Origin of the sequence: Flavobacterium magnesitis, from assembly GCF_041729735.1 — a bacterium.
GTDB classification, from domain to species: Bacteria; Bacteroidota; Bacteroidia; order Flavobacteriales; family Flavobacteriaceae; genus Flavobacterium; species Flavobacterium magnesitis.
In genome coordinates this window covers 23819-40885 of the sequence record NZ_JBCFQK010000003.1, presented here as the reverse complement: position 1 = coordinate 40885, position 17067 = coordinate 23819, and the positions used below count along the sequence as shown (strand labels likewise).

Sequence of the window (17067 nt, the reverse complement as noted above, 5' to 3'; positions counted from 1 at the left end):
AATATCTTTTTTTGAATCAAAAAAATTCTCTATTTGTTTTTTTTCTTTTCAGGAAAAGTAAAAGAGGTCTCCCCTTTTTCATCCATTTCGATATAAGCGTCAAATTTTTTCCCCGATTTACTAGTCATACCTTTTAGAAGACCGGTTCTACCTTTAATTATCAAAGTCTCTAAATCGACCAGATTCAACTGTATGCCGCATATATTTCGGAATTGAACCCAATTACAGCTTTCATCCGGACACTTCATTAATTTATCCCGAATCACTAATCTCTGAATTTTACATCTGGGACAAATTAGTTCCAGCTGTTTCTCTTTTTCAACAGATAAAGCGAGTATTTCTTTTGTGATAGTTCTAGTATAATCTTCCATTCCTTTTTGAAATACGGCAACATCTACTTCCTTATTTTCGATTTTTTGTAAAGCTAATTCCCACTCTGCTGTCATAGCAACATCAGCGATCTTTTTATCTTTTACCCATTCGTAAACCTTCAATCCTTTTTCTGTAGGTAGTAAAAGCTTCTTATCTCGTTTAATATACTCTCTTTTAAAAAGTGTTTCAATAATAGCCGCTCTTGTTGCCGGAGTTCCAATTCCTATTCCTTGTAAAGCCTTTCGTTCTTGTTCACTTTCAATCTGCTTAGCTGCATTTTCCATTGCTCCCAATAAACTGGCCTCGGTATAAAGAACAGGTGGTTTGGTTTGTTTCTGTAAAGCTTTCGCTCCTTTTATTTTTAGCTCATCACCTATTTTTAGTTCCGGTAAATCCTGAACGGGATTGTTATCTTCATCAATAAAACTTCCCTTAATGAATCTCCAGCCTGCATCAATAATTTTACATCCTTTTAATAAAAAATCACTATGTGCCGCTTGCAATACAACATCTGTTATTTCTTTAATACAGACAGGTGAAACAGCTTCTAGTAAACGATAGACAATCATTTCATAAATAGCTTTCTCTTTTGCAACTAAAGCTGAAGGCATCTTATCTGTAATCAATAAACCATGATGATCGGTTACTTTTAGGTCGTTAACGATACGTTTATTCAAACGTCCCCTTTTCATTTTAGGCACTATTTCTCGAAACTTATCCATTTCTTCTAATATCCCTATTAAGTTGGGAATTTCTCCCCAAATATCTTCGGGAATATACTTACTCCCGGTACGTGGATAACTGATAAATTTCTTCTCATAAAGACTTTGAGCAATAGTAAGAGTTTCTTCTGCTGAAAGATTCAATTTTATATTGGCTTCTTTCTGTAATCCTGTAAGATCAAATAATAAGGGTGGTTGTTCATTAACTGTCTTCTTTTCAAGAGCTGTGACCGTAGCCATTCCATGTCGTTGAATGAATTTCAGTGCATGACCAGCCTGTTTACTATCATCCCATTTAGTTAGAGAAAGACTTTTGAAATCAATAAAATCCTTTCTATGCTCTAACTCAATTTGCCAATATTTCTTAATTGTGAATGCTTTATTTTCTATGAACCTTTTGCAAATAAGTGCCAATGTTGGGGTTTGCACTCTTCCCAAAGAATAAATTCCATTTCCGGAAGCAACTGTCAAAGCTTGTGAGGAATTAATACCTACTAGCCAGTCTGCACGGCTTCTCCCTTGAGCCGCAAAATATAAACCATCAAATTCCTTTCCTGGTTTCAGCTTATCAAATCCCTTGAGAATCGCTTTTTCTGTCAATGAGCTTATCCATAATCTTTCGAAGGGTTTGTCGCATTTTAGATATTCATAAATATAACGGAAAATCAATTCCCCTTCACGCCCAGCATCTGTAGCAACAATAATACTTTCACAGTTCTTTAAAAGCTTCTCAATGATTTTCAATTGATTCAATGTGGCTAGATCAGTTACATAGCCATTATTTGTCTTGATTTTACGAGCAGTCAATAAGAAAGGCTTAGGTAGTATAGGTAAACCTTCTTTTTGAAAACCACTAATACCATAATCCTCCGGCATTGCCAGCGTAACTAAATGTCCGAATGCCCAGGTCACCTGATATCCATTCCCTATCAGGGAACCCTCTTTCTTCTCATTAGCTCCCAACAATATAGCTATTTCTCTTGCTACACTTGGTTTTTCTGCAATTACTACTTTCATCGATTGAGTCTTTAGGACAGTTATATTCTCCTCCCTTTAGACTTAGCAGCTGCTTTAGGTTTCTCCTGCTCTTGTTGTTGCTTTTTACTATCCGAGTGATTCTGTTCGGTTTTCAAAGGTTCTTTGGTGTTCTTTGTAGCCTCATTCGTCTTACCCTCAGAGTTAACAGCAACCTGTGTTTTATTTTCCTCTTTAGGCTGTGCTTTTTCTTTTAATTTATTTGGGTTATCAAAAGAAAAATTAGTTTTTGCAGTTTCTTTATCCAATGTGATATAGCCTTGGTATTCTTTGCCTTTTTTATCAACCAAACCACTTACATGAACTGTTTGCCCCTCTTTGAACTTTTGATATTGTTGATCATCTAGTTCTTTTCCTCTAAATATGCGTGGTATTTCCTGTTGTTGGTTTACAGATTGTGTATTATTAGTTCTGTCAAAAAGAAATTCTACGTAACATTTATCTGCATTAAATTGAACAGCCGCATTAAAAGGTTCTCCTTTTTTAGAAATCATACCTTCTAGGTACAAAGCTTTGCCTTCCGCCAAAGTCTGCTTTTGCTGTTCATCTAACTTCACACCTTTTATTTCATCAGGTATTTTAATACGATCTGTACGCAAAGCAATAAGCTCTTTTGTCAATCTATCCACACTAATAATAGAAGGTATTGTTTCTCCATTTTTAGGATTGGTCAAATCAACCACTCGTCCCATATTTCCTGTTTGGAGCAAGTTTTCCTTATCTTCGTTGGTAAATTCGTGTCCAAAAAATGGAAAATTTAACTGTGGTTCTTTGCGGATTCCATGAATAGCAACAACCACCTGGCCTTTATCATTCTGTTGCAGCGAAAGTCTGGCATCCATACGGGTAATGGAAGTTCCTAAATCAAGACTTATAGGAACCAATTCATTTGTCTTATATCCTTTTAATAAAGGATCAAGTAGCTTCATTTTTTCAAGTCGTTCTTTGCTTAATCCGAGATTAGACATCGCATTCCAATCAATCTGTTCTAATTTAAAGCGGTATTCACTCGTTTCCGTTGCTGGCTGTGTTGTTTCCATAATATTCTTATTTTCTTGTTTATTATTAATTTTTATCTCGTGTTCGCTAAATAGTTTTTCTCCTTCTTGAGTTGGATTATCAACTTCTTTTTGCATTTTATTGGCTACATTAATCCCGTCATGGACAGCTACTTTAAAAAAATTAAAATGAGTTGGATTCTTTAATTGGTTCAGAAAATTTGAAAAAAATTTGAAAAAAAAATCACCATGCTTATCGACACGCATAAACTGGTTTTCATTTTTCTTGTTGGCAGTTACCGTTTGTAATTCACCATTTTCACCTATTCCTTTAACTGCCTCTATTCTCTTTTTTTTCGTGTCAAGTACCAATAAAATATCAGAAAACTGATCTTCAACTTTTGGTGCATCTATAGATTGCTCGCTCATCACAATAGCATTTTTAATTTATAAACCCGAAAATAATGAGATGAAATAACAGCATATACCAAATGACTTTCAATGGCTTTACTTGACATTTTTTGTCTGTCACTTTTTGAAAGGAGCATTAAAACTATCACGTATAAATTGATGAACGTCTGATAATTTATAATAAAGCTTTCCACTAATTGTATAATAGGGCAACTTACCTGATGAGCGGTAACGCTGAAGTGAGCGATTACTAATTTTCAACATCTGAAGGAGATCCTGATTGTCTAACAATTCTTCTCCATCAATGTTATTCCGTTGCTTTTGAACATCACTTATATGTTCATTCAGGATATCGAAACGATCCATGATGCGCTCCATCCACGCTATAAATTCCATTCTGTCGATATTCATACTTTTATTTTAATACATTACACAATTACATATGATAGCTGTACAAATTTGAAAAGTATGAGTGTAATTTTCCGCCAAGATGTACCAATTGAAAATGACGATTTTTAAACTTTCGTAATTTTACAAATGCGGTAAAACAACTATTCTGTTGATAACATCGAAAGCCAACAACTGATAAATATGGGCATACCAATGGGTATTTATGGCATAAAAAAACAGCGTGGTAAAAACGCTGTTCTTATTAACAATTTGAAATATAACTATAAATCCTTATCCATGTATTCTTCTAAAGCTACTTTAAGTTTATCCAGAAAAACTGTTCTGGAACCAGTTCTTTCTTTCATTCGATGAAAAGCATGATGAATGTCTCCTAAAGGCGTTCTAAATAAAATATGAAAAGCAAGACTAATTTTTCGAATCCCAATTTTACCATGTGAAATAACTCCTGAAGCATATAGAGCATAAATTAATTCTATAAGTGCGTTTTTAGAATCAGTCCAAAAGATTTCCTTAACCGATTCCGGATTTTGCAAAATAGAATTTGAATTTTGATCTGGATTTATTTTCTCTAACAAATAAGTATAAAGCAATTCGTTAGCTATAATTCGGGCTACTTTGTAATCATAATAGGTAGAAAAACTGGGATCTATTTCAAATACAAAGCTATTGAGTCCATTGTGATAATTTATTTTACCCAACATGAAATACTCACTATCTCTATCCGTCCTTCCAGAACGATAATACCTGTGAAAATCAGAATTGCAAATGTGCTCTTTATATTCTAACTTTAATTCTTCCAGTTCATTCGAGAAGAAATTATGGTACATTTTTCCGTCGTTTACAGGACAAGAAGTCTCTGTTCGAAATACTTTATTGTAATAAATTAATTTGCCAAGTATTTGAGGTTTTATATTTTTGAAAAAGTTTATCTCCTCAGAATCATCTTTAAAACCAACTTTTAAAATTTGATTTTTTATCTCAAATAGCAACTCCCTTAGATAGGTACTTATTTTATAAGATTCATCTATTAAATTAGTTGCTTCGTCAGAAACTTTTTTCTCATACTTCTTTATTTGAACCAGTATATCATTTAAAGTGTTTTTCATTGTACGTTTATTTTTAACCTCATAAAAATATAGCCTATACAAACAAAATTAATTTTATCAATGTGTCTATTAATTCAAAACAGATACAAATGGGGGATACTAAACAGCTATGTCATTAAAAGATTGCATGTGTTTATAATTGTTTTAAGATAAATTTATAGTCTTGAAAACTTCGGCTATTTTACTTCTAAAAAAACACCTTAGTATCGTAAGACTTTACATACTACAAAACACAATTTTGCAAAAAATATTGCCATACTAAAGTAAAAAAAATCTTAAAATAAAATAATCCAAGAACAATTACTCACAAACACAACTTTACTTATTAAATCTAAATAAATCCTTAATTGTATTTTAATATTCATTTTTCATATTCGCTAATCGTTCTAAATACTCTAAGAATTGGTGAGACATTTGTTCGGACGGGGTCACTTTAAAAGCTAAAAAACCAGTAATACTAGGGTTTTTCATTTTTATACCGGTAGTTTGTACCAACAAAAAACCAACCCTTAAACATCAATAGTTTAAGAATTGGATTTTGTTTTTATCAAAAAAAGAAAACCCTTTCTGAACTTTATTATCTCCCAAAATCATCCTGCAAGCGAACGATATCTTCTTCATCGGAAGGATTTTCAGGATCGGTATGCTGCCAGATTTCGGCAACAACACCCCATGAATCCAAACCAATTAGACGATGACGTTCTCCTTTATCCATTTGGATAAAATCTCCTGGTATAAGCTGTTGAATTTCTCCTTCTTCATCTGTTGGGCTTGTTTTTACGCCCACTATCCCGGCTACAATTTTCCAAATTTCAGCTCTACGGAAATGATATTGCCACGACAAACGTTTTCCCGGAGCAACAATTAATATTTTAGGGCTTAGTTTGTTTGTTATCTTAATTTTATCCATTTCCAGATGCGGAAAAAATTTAGCTGCAAAAGTAGCTGCCTGACTTTCATCAATTACGAAAAAACCACCCCAGGGTCTTGTTTCATCTTGTTGAACAATAGTAAAATTCTCTTTCTTTAATTCTGCTTCAATCTGTTCAAAAATTACTTTTTTATCTATTACATTAGATATATTTAAATCCATTTTAATTATTTTAAAATTTTGAAAAAGCTATTGATTAAACCAATAAATTACTCATTAGAGGGCTTACCAATAGTGGCTAAAATTCCACCATCTACATAAAGGATATGGCCGTTTACAAAATCACTTGCTTTTGAAGATAAGAATATAGCTGCTCCTTGTAAATCTTCAGGTTCACCCCAACGGTTTGCAGGAGTCCTACTGATGATGAACTCGTTAAATGGGTGTCCATCCACCCTAATTGGAGCTGTTTGGCTAGTTGCAAAATACCCCGGACCAATACCATTAGTTTGAATATTGAATTTAGCCCACTCTGTAGCCATGTTTTTGGTCAGCATTTTCAAACCTCCTTTTGCTGCTGCATAAGCACTAACTGAATCACGACCCAATTCACTCATCATCGAACAGATGTTAATGATTTTTCCACCACCACGAGCAATCATCCCTTTAACAACTGTTCTAGAAACAATAAAAGGACTAATCAAATCTACATTGACAACAGCTGCAAAATCTTTGACTTCCATTTCAAGCATTGGAGTTCTTTTAATAATACCCGCATTATTGATTAAAATATCAATTGGTCCAACTTCGGCTTCAATTTTTTTGATTGCAGCAATAACCGCCTCTTCATCGGTTACGTCAAACAGATACCCATAAGCTTCAATTCCTTCAGATCTGTATGCTGCAACAGCATGATCAACGGCCTCCTGAGAGTTGAGCTCATTTACAACAATTTTAGCACCAGCTTGTCCTAATCCTTTGGCCATCGCCATGCCTAATCCATGTACTCCTCCTGTAATTAAAGCAGTTTTACCTTCGAGGTTAAATAAATTCATCATTATAGTTTTAGAAATTTAGTTTAAATAGTTATTTAGCTGCCAGACTTTCTGATAATTCTTCCAAGGTTTTTCCTTTTGTTTCAGGCATTTTAAAGAAAACCCATAGCAACTGCCAGACCATCATCAAACAAAAAATGGCAAATACGGTAGTCGAACCAATTTCTTTAAATAAAAAAGGAATAAAAGACGGAATCAAGGCTGCCAAAACCCAGTGGACAGATGTTCCAAAAGAAGTTCCCGCTGCTCTGAGTTTATTAGGAAATAATTCGGAAATAAATACCCAGATTACTGAACCCTGACCTACTGCATGAGATGCTATGAATAAAAAGAAAAACAACGGTACAGCCATACCTTTCCATTCAAAATAAAAAGCCATAGTCACTAAGCCTAAAGAAATTACATAACCAACAGAACCTAAGTACATCAAGGTCTTTCTTCCGTATTTGTCAATTAATGAAATTCCAATGAGCGTAAAAATTAGGTTTACTATACCAATTCCGATACTGCTAAAGAAAGAAGCTGATTTTTCAAGACCAGCCAATTCAAAAATACGTGGTGCATAATATAAGAAAGCATTAATCCCTGAAAACTGATTGAACAAGGCAATAAAGAAGGCTAATAGCAATGGCTTTCTGTATTTTTTCATGAAAATCGATTCATCAAGCACTTCATGCTGTTTTTCATTTTCCATTGCCGCAATTTCGCTGGCAACCTCTTCATCTGAATTGACTTGTTTCAAAATAGCAATCGCTTTTTCACGGTCTTTTTTATACTCAAAAATCCAACGCGGACTTTCCGGGATTCCGAAAACCAATAAAGTATAGATTAAAGCCGGAGCCGCTTGAACTCCTAGCATCCATCGCCATGAATTTTCGCCAATATCCTGTAATAAATAATTCGATAAAAAAGCAATTAGAATACCAAATACAATATTAAACTGGTACAATGCAACTAATTTTCCTCGATCTTTTGCAGGAGCAATCTCAGAAACATAAGTTGGTGCTGCAATAGTTGAAGCTCCAATTCCAAGTCCTCCTAAAAATCTAAAAATGGAAAAAACGATTGAATCATTTGCGAAAGCAGTTCCTACAGCCGAAAGGAAAAACAAAACACCTATTAATACTAATGTTTTCTTTCTACCCAAAATATTAGTGGGAATAGCTCCGAAAATAGCCCCAATTACCGTTCCCCAAAGTGCCGAAGACATCACCACCAATCCGTGGTACAAATCAGAAGAGCCCCATAATTGTTGTAATTGTTTGTCGGCTCCAGAAATCACTACGGTATCAAAACCAAATAGAAATCCAGCCAATGCTACAACAATAGACCAGTATATAATTTTTTTGCTTTTCATTTTAATTTTTGTTTGGTTAATTTTTATTCTTTCTAATTGAATTTATAAGTCAATAGTGGTTTCTCACCTGCTTTTATTTTTTTATATCTCAACAAAGCTTCAACATAATAATAATCGGCATAAATGATGGAAGCATCAATTTCTGAATCAGCTGGTTTGTGTCCTGTGGAATGCAATAAAAGTGCAGTATTCGTATTTTTGCTTTGGTAATTATCCGAAAGCTCTTTCAGCATTCCTTCCGCCTTTTCTAAATATTCTTTAGCCAACACTGTATCCTGAGTATAAGTTGACAATTCCAACAAAGCCGAAGCCACAACTGCCGCTGCCGAAGCATCTCTTGGGGCATTTGGAATCGTTGGATCATCAAAATCCCAATACGGAATTAAATCTTTTGGCAATCGGTCTAGATAAACACGGCTTACCTTATGTGCAAAATCTAAAAATTTAGGATCTTTTGTTTCTCTGTAAACCATTGTATAACCATAGATAGCCCAGGACTGACCACGAGCCCACATACTACTATCACTATACCCCTGATGTGTTACCCCTTTTATTTTTTTACCTGTTTCCTTATCATAAACCACTACATGGTATGAAGTATAATCAGGTCTAAAATGATTATTCATTGTTACAGTTGCATGACTAACAGCCATATCATACAATGATTTATTTCCTCCATTTTTAGATGCCCAAAACAATAATTCCAAATTAATCATGTTGTCCATTATGGTATTGTGCTGTGGCCATTCCATGTTAGGAACTTCTCTGGGCCAGGATAAAATAGTTCCCACTTTTGGATTAAAAAGTGTCGCCAAAGTATCGGCTGTTTTTAAAATTACTTTTTTGTATTCCGGATTTTTTGTCAAACGATAACCGTTCCCATAACTATTAAAAACCTGAAAACCTAAATCATGATCCAAAGCCGGAGTAACTGCAAGCGGTGCTAAATAGTTGGTAAATTTATCTGCAGCAGTTTCCCATTTATGGTCTGCCGTAGCTTCATATATATACCAAAGTTCACCAGGCCAAAAACCACTGGTCCAATCCTTATAATCGACAAATCTCCATTGTTTACTATCAGATGGAATACTCCTTGGAATCGAACCATCATTGGGTATTAACTTTAAAGCATTGGACGATTGTTTTGCACAATAAGCCAATTGTGCATCCACATCGAATTGATCATCCAATTTAGTATTAGTAATAGCACTTCCGCAGCCCACCAACATTAAAGTTGCAAAAATGGAACCTAAAAATTGTTGTTTAATATTCATAGTAAATTATATATAAATCCTTATTTGTTTAAATTCCAATAAACGATATACCTTTCACGATGTATATTATAAATTGGTTTCAAAATATTCTGAGTCCCTTTTATTTTAAATTTTAGAGTATTGCCATTTTCCTTAATGATGCTTTTCTCTAATTTTTTCGCATCCAAATTCAACTGATTAGAAACACTTGCAGGAATATGATAATCGTAGGTATAATAATCGTTATATAGCTTTGGATTACTATAAGGTGCTGGTTCAATCATATCTTCTGTTCCCATTGCACCAGCCAACACTATAGGGCCATAGGTTACAGCCGCAACTTGGGGATTATCAGATGTTGGATTAACTTTGATTGCCATAGTAAATGCAACTTCAATTGTATCTCCATTATCCCATTTACGGTCTAATACAATATAGCTTCCTGGTTTAGCTTTAATTGTTTGTTTTTTTCCGTTTACTTTCACTTCTGCATTCGCTGCCCAAGATGGATATCTAATGCTAATTGGCATACTAACAGAACTAGTAGTGTTAAGGCTAAGTTTGGTACTACCCCCATTTGGAAAACTCGTTTCTTGTTTTAAACGAATCCCTTTTTCTTTCCAATTCAATTCAGATGGAATAAAAAGATTTACGTAAAGTCCTTTATTATCATGATAATAAATAAATTCTCCGTATTTAGCTTGATTTTCAAAACCACTTCCTACACAACACCAAAACGAATTTTCCGGCGTACTGTAAACTTTATGAGCTCCCGGTTTCATAGGCAGGAAGTATGCAACCATCCCCGTTTTAGGATCCTGTTGTCCTAAAATATGATTGTAGAGTGCCTTTTCATAATAGTCTACATACTTTATCTGCGGATTATATCCATAGAGATGGCGAGTAAGTTTCAACATATTATACACATTACAAGACTCTCCTGTATAACCGCTTAGATGTTCTGAAAGGTGATCGGGTTCAAAAAACTTCTCCTTATCACTATTACTGCCTGTGATAAATGTATGATGATTGACAACCGTATTCCAGAAGAACTCAGGAATTTCACGATTTTTACTTCCTCCTTCTAATTCATAATTACGAGAAATTCCAATTAACTTCGGAATGTAAGTATTAGCGTGTTTTTTATTGAGATTATCCACTTTATCCAATAGCGGATCTAATGCATCTTCATGATAAAAGAATTCGGCGAGGAATTTATATTTATTATCTCCGGTAATTTGATATAAAGCATAAAAAGAGTCATTCATTCCTCCAAACTCATTTTTAAGCATTCTTTTCCGCTCTTCATCAGTTAGAGGTTTCAACTTTTCATAAGCCCAATCAGCCATTCCTTTAACGATTTCCAATGCTGGTTTACTATCACAATAAAGGTATTGATCCATTAAGCCCGAAAAAAGCTTATGCTGCGTGTACCAAGGTGCCCAAACACTTTTGCCTGCAATGGCTCGATCTATTAAATTTTGTGGAAATGCACTTAAATAACCTTTTTGATTCAAAGTTTTTTGTACTTCAACTAATCCTGTAACCAAACTATCGGCCTTAACTTTGTACACATTCTCCCCAGTTGTAGCATATAATAACGCCAAACCTGAAAGAATATGCCCTGTACTATGTCCTCTTAAGTCACAATCTAAGGATTCCCAGCCCCCAAGTTTGTTAACCGTGAAATACCCTCCTTCATTACTGCTAAAAACACCTGCATTGTTTTTGAAACTATGCAACAGCCGTTTGGCATCGATACTCAAAATCCATTTACTTTCGCGCATCATATTATCCTTAAAAGGACTATCCAGTAACTTTACATCCTGAAGATTAAATCCCAAAACCTTTACATTTTTGGTATCATCTAATTTCAGTTTCCCTTCGTGTTGTCCAGGATAGTGTGATTGTCCATGCATACTTATTGACAATCCAACAACCATTGCTAAACACTTTATCTTGCCGTATTTCATATACTTTTCAAATTATTTTATAGTTCTAGTTTTAAGCTCTAAATAGTAAAATTTATCAATTTCTGATTCGAAATTTTCTCATTCATTTACATCCGGTTTATTACCATGATAAAAACATTCAATGTTAGTCAGAATTAAAAACTTAATCGATAAATCATGATTCAAACGCTATAAATTATAGTTCTTATTAGACAAAAACGGAAAAAACACGGCTCTTAAAAGATTCATTATTCCCTGATTTACAAATGCATGCAAAAACAACTATCTTCACTCTTATTTTTATGAGTTATTTTTATTAAGAGAAACAAAATTGAAATTTAAAAAAAGGAAACAGGATTAATTGACTTTTATACAGCAATAAATACTGTCTTTCTAAAATAAAAAAGCAGTTAATCTTAGTAAGATTAGCTGCTTTTTCACATCCTGTTGGATTCGGTTATTTTACAATAAAAAAACTTTGTTCAATTGGCTGAGCTGATTGTAATATTCCCGCTATTCCATATTGCCAGGCAACAACAGTAGCTTTTATCGGGAATTTTGTCCTTGGCGGGATTTTAGTAAAATGCAGTATATTGTCTTTTATATAAACAGGTCCTTCTTTTACATAATAGCTCACTTTAACTCCCGCATTCGATTTGGCATTCAACGCAATTGTTTTTGTACCAACTTTCACATTAGACATTGAAGAAAAATCAATCGTTTGTGGTTTGCCTTCTTTATTGATGATAGGAAATCGCAAATGCAATTGCTGAACAGCACTTTTATAGACAGCATCACCATTATTGTGAGCTAAAAGCCAAATATCATTGCTTCGTTTTGTATTATTAAAACCTAGTTTATCAAATTTAATCTGGAAAGTGCTATCGTTTATTTTTGTCACCGGACCACAAATTCGGTCAACAAACAATTTCGTTTTTGCAAAATTACTAACTGATTTTAGTCTTAAACTATCCGAAAAAAAAGACGTTATTACAAAACTTACCCCATCATTTAAAGGTTTGAAATTCAGCTGAAAATTAGCGTGACTTTTATCTGGTTTTACTATTGCTCCATTTTGTTTAAAACCAATGTTCTGCTTTTTCTTTCCACGAGCCTGCGCATAAAAAGCTTCTGTTGCACTTGCTGCTTTTTGATCAAAAACCCAAGAAGCCGTTCTTTTATCTCCTACAAATTCATTAAATCTCGCTGATTTGTATTTTGGAATCGAATCCTGCCTCCATTTATCCATCAACCAACCCGATTCCGGTTTCACTTTCTTTAAATTAGGATAATTTGTCAAAGGCATTTTATCGGGAAGTCGTCTTTTAGCAGCTTCACTAATATAGTCCGCCACATATTTAACCATCGCATCCGAATAATCAAAATGACCGTGTCCGGCATCGGCAAATAAAGTAATCACACTTTCCGGATGTTTTGCAATGTAATTGTAAGCAGGTTCAATTCGTGCATCCCACCATTCGTATTCTCCCATTATAAATAGGGACGGAATTCCGTCAATAGTTCTCTTTCCCCAATCGGGATTGGGTTTTCCACTTCCTGTTAAATTACTTTGGGGTGCGTCACCATGGACGGAGACCAAAGCAAGTGTTCGTTCCGGATTAAAAGCGGCAAAATTCCAAGGAAAACTTGCCATTGCCGAATGTCCGATTGGAATAATCGGAGCGTAAGCTAACTCCTGATAACCCGAAACCTCAGCCAATGATTTGAACATTGCAGCAATGATTTTATCTTCATTTTTGCCGGTATCATAAGTCCAACTCACTACGGGAGTAACCCAAACCTCAGCAAAACCTAGTTCAGTCATTACTTTTCTGAAATAGGAATGTTCTAGGATTCCTTCTTCTATCATGTTGTGCTGTCCAAACACTACCCCTTTAATTTGCTTGCAATTTTCGGGCACCCACAAAAAAGCTTGGGGATGGTCATCGGTTTCGGGAGAAATAGTAGTATTCAACTTTACACTCCATTGCCAAACCTGAGCATATCCGCTAACGCAAAAAAAGCTTAAACAAAGAAGTATATAATTTATCTTTTTCATCTTAAATTAATCTACTTTTTTTGAACTTCAGAAATAATTAATGCGATACCACCACTAGCTTTCAAGTCAAAAGTTAATGTTTCTCCTCCTTTTATTTTTTGTTCTGAAACCGATACTTTAGTACGGGTTGAAATGCTATCATTATCCTGATACGATTTTACCATATACTTCTTCCCTTTTACAAGAAAAGTGGTTGGAATACTTACTTTTCGGGCTTGTGTATTGGTTATGGCACCCACAAACCAATCTTTACTGCTTCTTCTTGCCACAGTAATATATTCACCCACTTCCCCATTCAATATTTTTGTTTCATCCCATACTGTTTTTACCTTATCAAAAAACTCAATTTCAGGTTCACCCTGATAAGCCGAAGGTTGGTCATACCAATACATAAACTGAATTGGGCTATAATAAACCACCGATAAAGCCAATTGATGGGCATGAGTATTTTGAATACGATTATTATAATAAGCAATGGTATAATCGGCTGGACCTGCTAAGAAACGGGTAAATGGCAAGATCGTATTATGATTGGCATCAGGCATTTCTTCGTTACCTCGGATTCCCTCCTGTGTCATCAAATTAGGGAACGTACGGCTAAAACCTGTTGGACGGTATTCATCATGAATATCGACCATCAAATTATATTCGGCACATTTTTTAACCGCTTCATGCATCCAAGTTGTCCAACGTTGATTTCCTACTTGTACGAAACCAAATTTTATTCCTTTGATGCCCCATTTTTGATACAAAGGCAAAATAGAATCTAATTGTTGTATCAAAGCACGCTGGTTCACATACACCCAAAGCCCAATTCCTTTAGTAGCTGCATAAGCAGTTAATTCAGGCATATTAAAATCTTTTGTTTCTGATACAGTGGTAGCATCTGAACTCATTTTCATTTCAGGACCGTACCAACTTGCGTCTAGATGAATGTATTGCAAACCTCTTTCGGCAGCAAAATCAACACATTTTTTGGCATCTTCCTGAGTTAATTTAGCCACACGAATTACTTTTCCCGGCTTAATCCAGGATACATCCTTAATTTGATTTTCAGGATTTAAATTCAGAATTATTGAATTATTTGTCATTAAATCTGTCGCTTTTTCTCCCGCCATAATCACTCGCCATGGCGTAGAATAAGCTGGAATTACATCAACACTACCATAAAGTGTTGCTTGAAGCGTATTGGGTTTTACGGCATTAAGACTAAATTTCATTCGGGCATAATCGGTCATTTGAGCTTCTGTAACAGCCACCGTTAAACCATTTGTCAATTTCATTGTAAGTGGCCGTTCGCTCTGTCCTTTCCAATCTTTTAATGGCAACAAAGAATAAGGTCCCTGTGCCCAAGGTTCATAATAAGCCATAGTTCCTTCGGGCATTGTAAACTGCGTTTGCTCTCCTACAATATGAAGAAACAATCCGTTGGTTGGCTCCGGGAAATGATAACGAACAGCAACACCTTCATTGTAAGCACGAACTATCACATTCATAAAATAGCTTTTGTTCTTATCATAACCATTATCCAAATCTTCTACAGATGTTTCACCCTTACGAAATGAAATTACCATCTCTTTATAATGATTCCGAATAATGCTATTTTCACCATAAACAGCTTTCCATGTTTCATTTGTTGCATTTCGTTGGACATCGATAAAATTCAAATTCTCCCCCCAAACCTTAGAAGTATCATTGGGTATGGCAAGAGCTGATTCGAAAGTTTGATTTTCTATTAAAACCCCTAATTCTGATTCTAACACAACTGTTTTTCCTCTATAGGAAAGTGTATAATACATCTGCTTGTCATTAGCACTATTTGTTTTTTGGTAAAAGGTAAACTCGTATGCTCCATCTGGAGACTCTAACTTTTGAACCGTTGCTTCAAGAATAGACTGTGCCTGAATAGTTAATGTACAAAGGAAAAGACCCAGCAAATGATAAAATATGTTTGTCTTCATTTTTATATATTTTTTTTATTGTCAAAAAATCTATTAATACAAGATTTTTTATTAAGTTTTTTATTTTAGCAAATAATTCAATTAGTGCTTCTTTATAATGTTTTTTCTACCATTTACCTTTTCCATTCATTTTTTGTGTGGTACTATTTAACAACTCAGCTGACGAGGATTTAATTTTAACATTTATAACTTTATCATCTTTTACTATCGGATTATACTCTAATTCATTAATCAATTCTATATTTTCTGTCTGCATAGGCAGGATAACAGAACTCATTTCTGCATGAGCAGGCATACCAAATCCCAACATAATAGGTAATGCTGGCATAGTCATTTGAGAATCATTGGAAAAAAGCCTCACCCGATGATTTTTCCCTGCAATAGTTGCTATAGTATGTACCAATGATTTCGGTGTACCGGATATTACTTCTAATTCTACATCAGAACCTATGGTGTTTTCTCGTAAATATAATAGTGGGCCATATTGAATATCACCTCTACAGTCACGAGCCAGTACGTTAGAGCCAAATAAAAAAGCACGTTCAGTACCAAAACTCTGACAGCCATATAGAACTGTACGGTTTTCAGCATCATTTGTACCACCAATCTCATATCCAGAACGGGTATTTTTAGCAGTACAATTGCGAAGTGTTACTTTCCCAACACCTCCATAGGTACGAAAACCATCCTCGCAAAGTGCTTTTGTATATCCCGGACTAATCATATAACGACCTTCTCTGTTTTGATACACACTTTGATAATTTAATTTTTCAGCAAGACCCGCTTTCTCTGCCAATATATCGTTTGTAGTACGCACTTCACCTTCTGCATAGCAATCCTCCAATAGAATATCTCGAGTATCGTGACCTTGGGTTTGAATATAAAAACAATGCCCAAATGCACGGCTAAAAACTTTACATCGTTTTAAAATATTATTCTGACCAGCAATCATGATACCACTTTGTTTTTGAAGGTTAGTCAAATTAGGACCTCCTTTCCCAAACAAATCACCATAACCATAAGAAGAGCCACTTACAAAAACCTTAATATCTTCCAGCAAAGTATTGTTACCGAATATGGACAATATATTACCGTTGCTACCTATATCTTTTGGTCCCGTATTTTTAATCGTTAAACCTTTTATTGTATTGCCATTTCCGTCAATAAAAACACAACGCATATAACCATAAGGTAAAGTGCGGTATAATTCAGTATTAATTTCGATAGTTACACCTGTAAAATCAAAAGTATTATTATTACCATTAAAACGCAAAAACCAGCGTGGCGGACGTTTCTGTTGCTCCGTTTGAGCAGGAAGTTCCGTTAGTAGCTTCGCTATTCGTTCTGGGGTCAGATAATCCGCAAGCGAATATACACCGGGTTTCATACGGATTAGTTGTCCATCCTTTGAAGCAAGCTTTTCTAAAGTTTCAAGTGTTTCAACTTCTTTAACTTTATTTTTTGAAGACACTGTTATACAATTAAAAAATAACAACCAAACGAT

12 protein-coding genes are annotated in these 17067 nt (G+C 34.7%); all 12 read right to left on the bottom strand.

Annotated elements, in window-relative coordinates:
• Window positions 1-29: 29 nt before the first annotated feature.
• Window positions 30-2111, bottom strand: a complete 2082-nt coding sequence (locus AAGV33_RS03095; protein ID WP_373390487.1) for a type IA DNA topoisomerase — start codon at window positions 2109-2111, stop codon at window positions 30-32.
• A 20-nt stretch (window positions 2112-2131) separates the two neighbouring features.
• Window positions 2132-3556, bottom strand: a complete 1425-nt coding sequence (locus AAGV33_RS03090; RefSeq protein WP_373390486.1) for a DUF3945 domain-containing protein — start codon at window positions 3554-3556, stop codon at window positions 2132-2134.
• Between the two features lie 99 nt (window positions 3557-3655).
• Window positions 3656-3949, bottom strand: a complete 294-nt coding sequence (locus tag AAGV33_RS03085) for a helix-turn-helix domain-containing protein (protein ID WP_373390485.1) — start codon at window positions 3947-3949, stop codon at window positions 3656-3658.
• A 260-nt stretch (window positions 3950-4209) separates the two neighbouring features.
• Complete coding sequence (locus tag AAGV33_RS03080; protein WP_373390484.1) at window positions 4210-5055, bottom strand: RteC domain-containing protein; 846 nt, start codon at window positions 5053-5055, stop codon at window positions 4210-4212.
• A gap of 577 nt (window positions 5056-5632) precedes the next feature.
• Window positions 5633-6148, bottom strand: coding sequence for a cupin domain-containing protein (locus tag AAGV33_RS03075; RefSeq protein WP_373390483.1), 516 nt, complete (start codon window positions 6146-6148; stop codon window positions 5633-5635).
• 47 nt (window positions 6149-6195) lie between these two features.
• Window positions 6196-6984, bottom strand: a complete 789-nt coding sequence (locus AAGV33_RS03070) for a gluconate 5-dehydrogenase (protein WP_373390482.1) — start codon at window positions 6982-6984, stop codon at window positions 6196-6198.
• A 28-nt stretch (window positions 6985-7012) separates the two neighbouring features.
• A complete protein-coding gene (locus tag AAGV33_RS03065; RefSeq protein ID WP_373390481.1) occupies window positions 7013-8338 on the bottom strand; it encodes a sugar porter family MFS transporter in 1326 nt (441 codons plus the stop codon).
• 32 nt (window positions 8339-8370) lie between these two features.
• Entirely contained in the window at window positions 8371-9612 is a 1242-nt protein-coding gene (locus AAGV33_RS03060; protein ID WP_373390480.1) for a glycoside hydrolase family 88 protein, read from the bottom strand.
• Window positions 9613-9632: 20 nt separating this feature from the next.
• Window positions 9633-11564 (bottom strand): glycoside hydrolase family 127 protein, encoded by a 1932-nt coding sequence (locus tag AAGV33_RS03055; RefSeq protein WP_373390479.1) that lies wholly within the window; start codon window positions 11562-11564, stop codon window positions 9633-9635.
• A 436-nt stretch (window positions 11565-12000) separates the two neighbouring features.
• A complete protein-coding gene (locus AAGV33_RS03050; protein ID WP_373390478.1) occupies window positions 12001-13602 on the bottom strand; it encodes a hypothetical protein in 1602 nt (533 codons plus the stop codon).
• An 11-nt stretch (window positions 13603-13613) separates the two neighbouring features.
• The gene (locus tag AAGV33_RS03045) at window positions 13614-15563 is read right to left on the bottom strand and encodes a glycoside hydrolase family 97 protein (protein ID WP_373390477.1); all 1950 of its coding nucleotides are present in this window, start codon (window positions 15561-15563) and stop codon (window positions 13614-13616) included.
• Between the two features lie 106 nt (window positions 15564-15669).
• Complete coding sequence (locus AAGV33_RS03040; RefSeq protein ID WP_373390476.1) at window positions 15670-16950, bottom strand: hypothetical protein; 1281 nt, start codon at window positions 16948-16950, stop codon at window positions 15670-15672.
• Window positions 16951-17067 lie beyond the last annotated feature (117 nt).

What these genes read in the sequence shown, in the direction of transcription:
- AAGV33_RS03080 (WP_373390484.1), bottom strand. Translation starts at nt 5,055, where the DNA reads ATGAAAAACACTTTAAATGATATACTGGTTCAAATAAAGAAGTATGAG.
- AAGV33_RS03055 (WP_373390479.1), bottom strand. Translation starts at nt 11,564, where the DNA reads ATGAAATACGGCAAGATAAAGTGTTTAGCAATGGTTGTTGGATTGTCA.
- AAGV33_RS03090 (WP_373390486.1), bottom strand. Translation starts at nt 3,556, where the DNA reads ATGAGCGAGCAATCTATAGATGCACCAAAAGTTGAAGATCAGTTTTCT.
- AAGV33_RS03045 (WP_373390477.1), bottom strand. Translation starts at nt 15,563, where the DNA reads ATGAAGACAAACATATTTTATCATTTGCTGGGTCTTTTCCTTTGTACA.
- AAGV33_RS03065 (WP_373390481.1), bottom strand. Translation starts at nt 8,338, where the DNA reads ATGAAAAGCAAAAAAATTATATACTGGTCTATTGTTGTAGCATTGGCT.
- AAGV33_RS03085 (WP_373390485.1), bottom strand. Translation starts at nt 3,949, where the DNA reads ATGAATATCGACAGAATGGAATTTATAGCGTGGATGGAGCGCATCATG.
- AAGV33_RS03040 (WP_373390476.1), bottom strand. Translation starts at nt 16,950, where the DNA reads ATGAAACCCGGTGTATATTCGCTTGCGGATTATCTGACCCCAGAACGA.
- AAGV33_RS03060 (WP_373390480.1), bottom strand. Translation starts at nt 9,612, where the DNA reads ATGAATATTAAACAACAATTTTTAGGTTCCATTTTTGCAACTTTAATG.
- AAGV33_RS03050 (WP_373390478.1), bottom strand. Translation starts at nt 13,602, where the DNA reads ATGAAAAAGATAAATTATATACTTCTTTGTTTAAGCTTTTTTTGCGTT.
- AAGV33_RS03070 (WP_373390482.1), bottom strand. Translation starts at nt 6,984, where the DNA reads ATGATGAATTTATTTAACCTCGAAGGTAAAACTGCTTTAATTACAGGA.
- AAGV33_RS03095 (WP_373390487.1), bottom strand. Translation starts at nt 2,111, where the DNA reads ATGAAAGTAGTAATTGCAGAAAAACCAAGTGTAGCAAGAGAAATAGCT.
- AAGV33_RS03075 (WP_373390483.1), bottom strand. Translation starts at nt 6,148, where the DNA reads ATGGATTTAAATATATCTAATGTAATAGATAAAAAAGTAATTTTTGAA.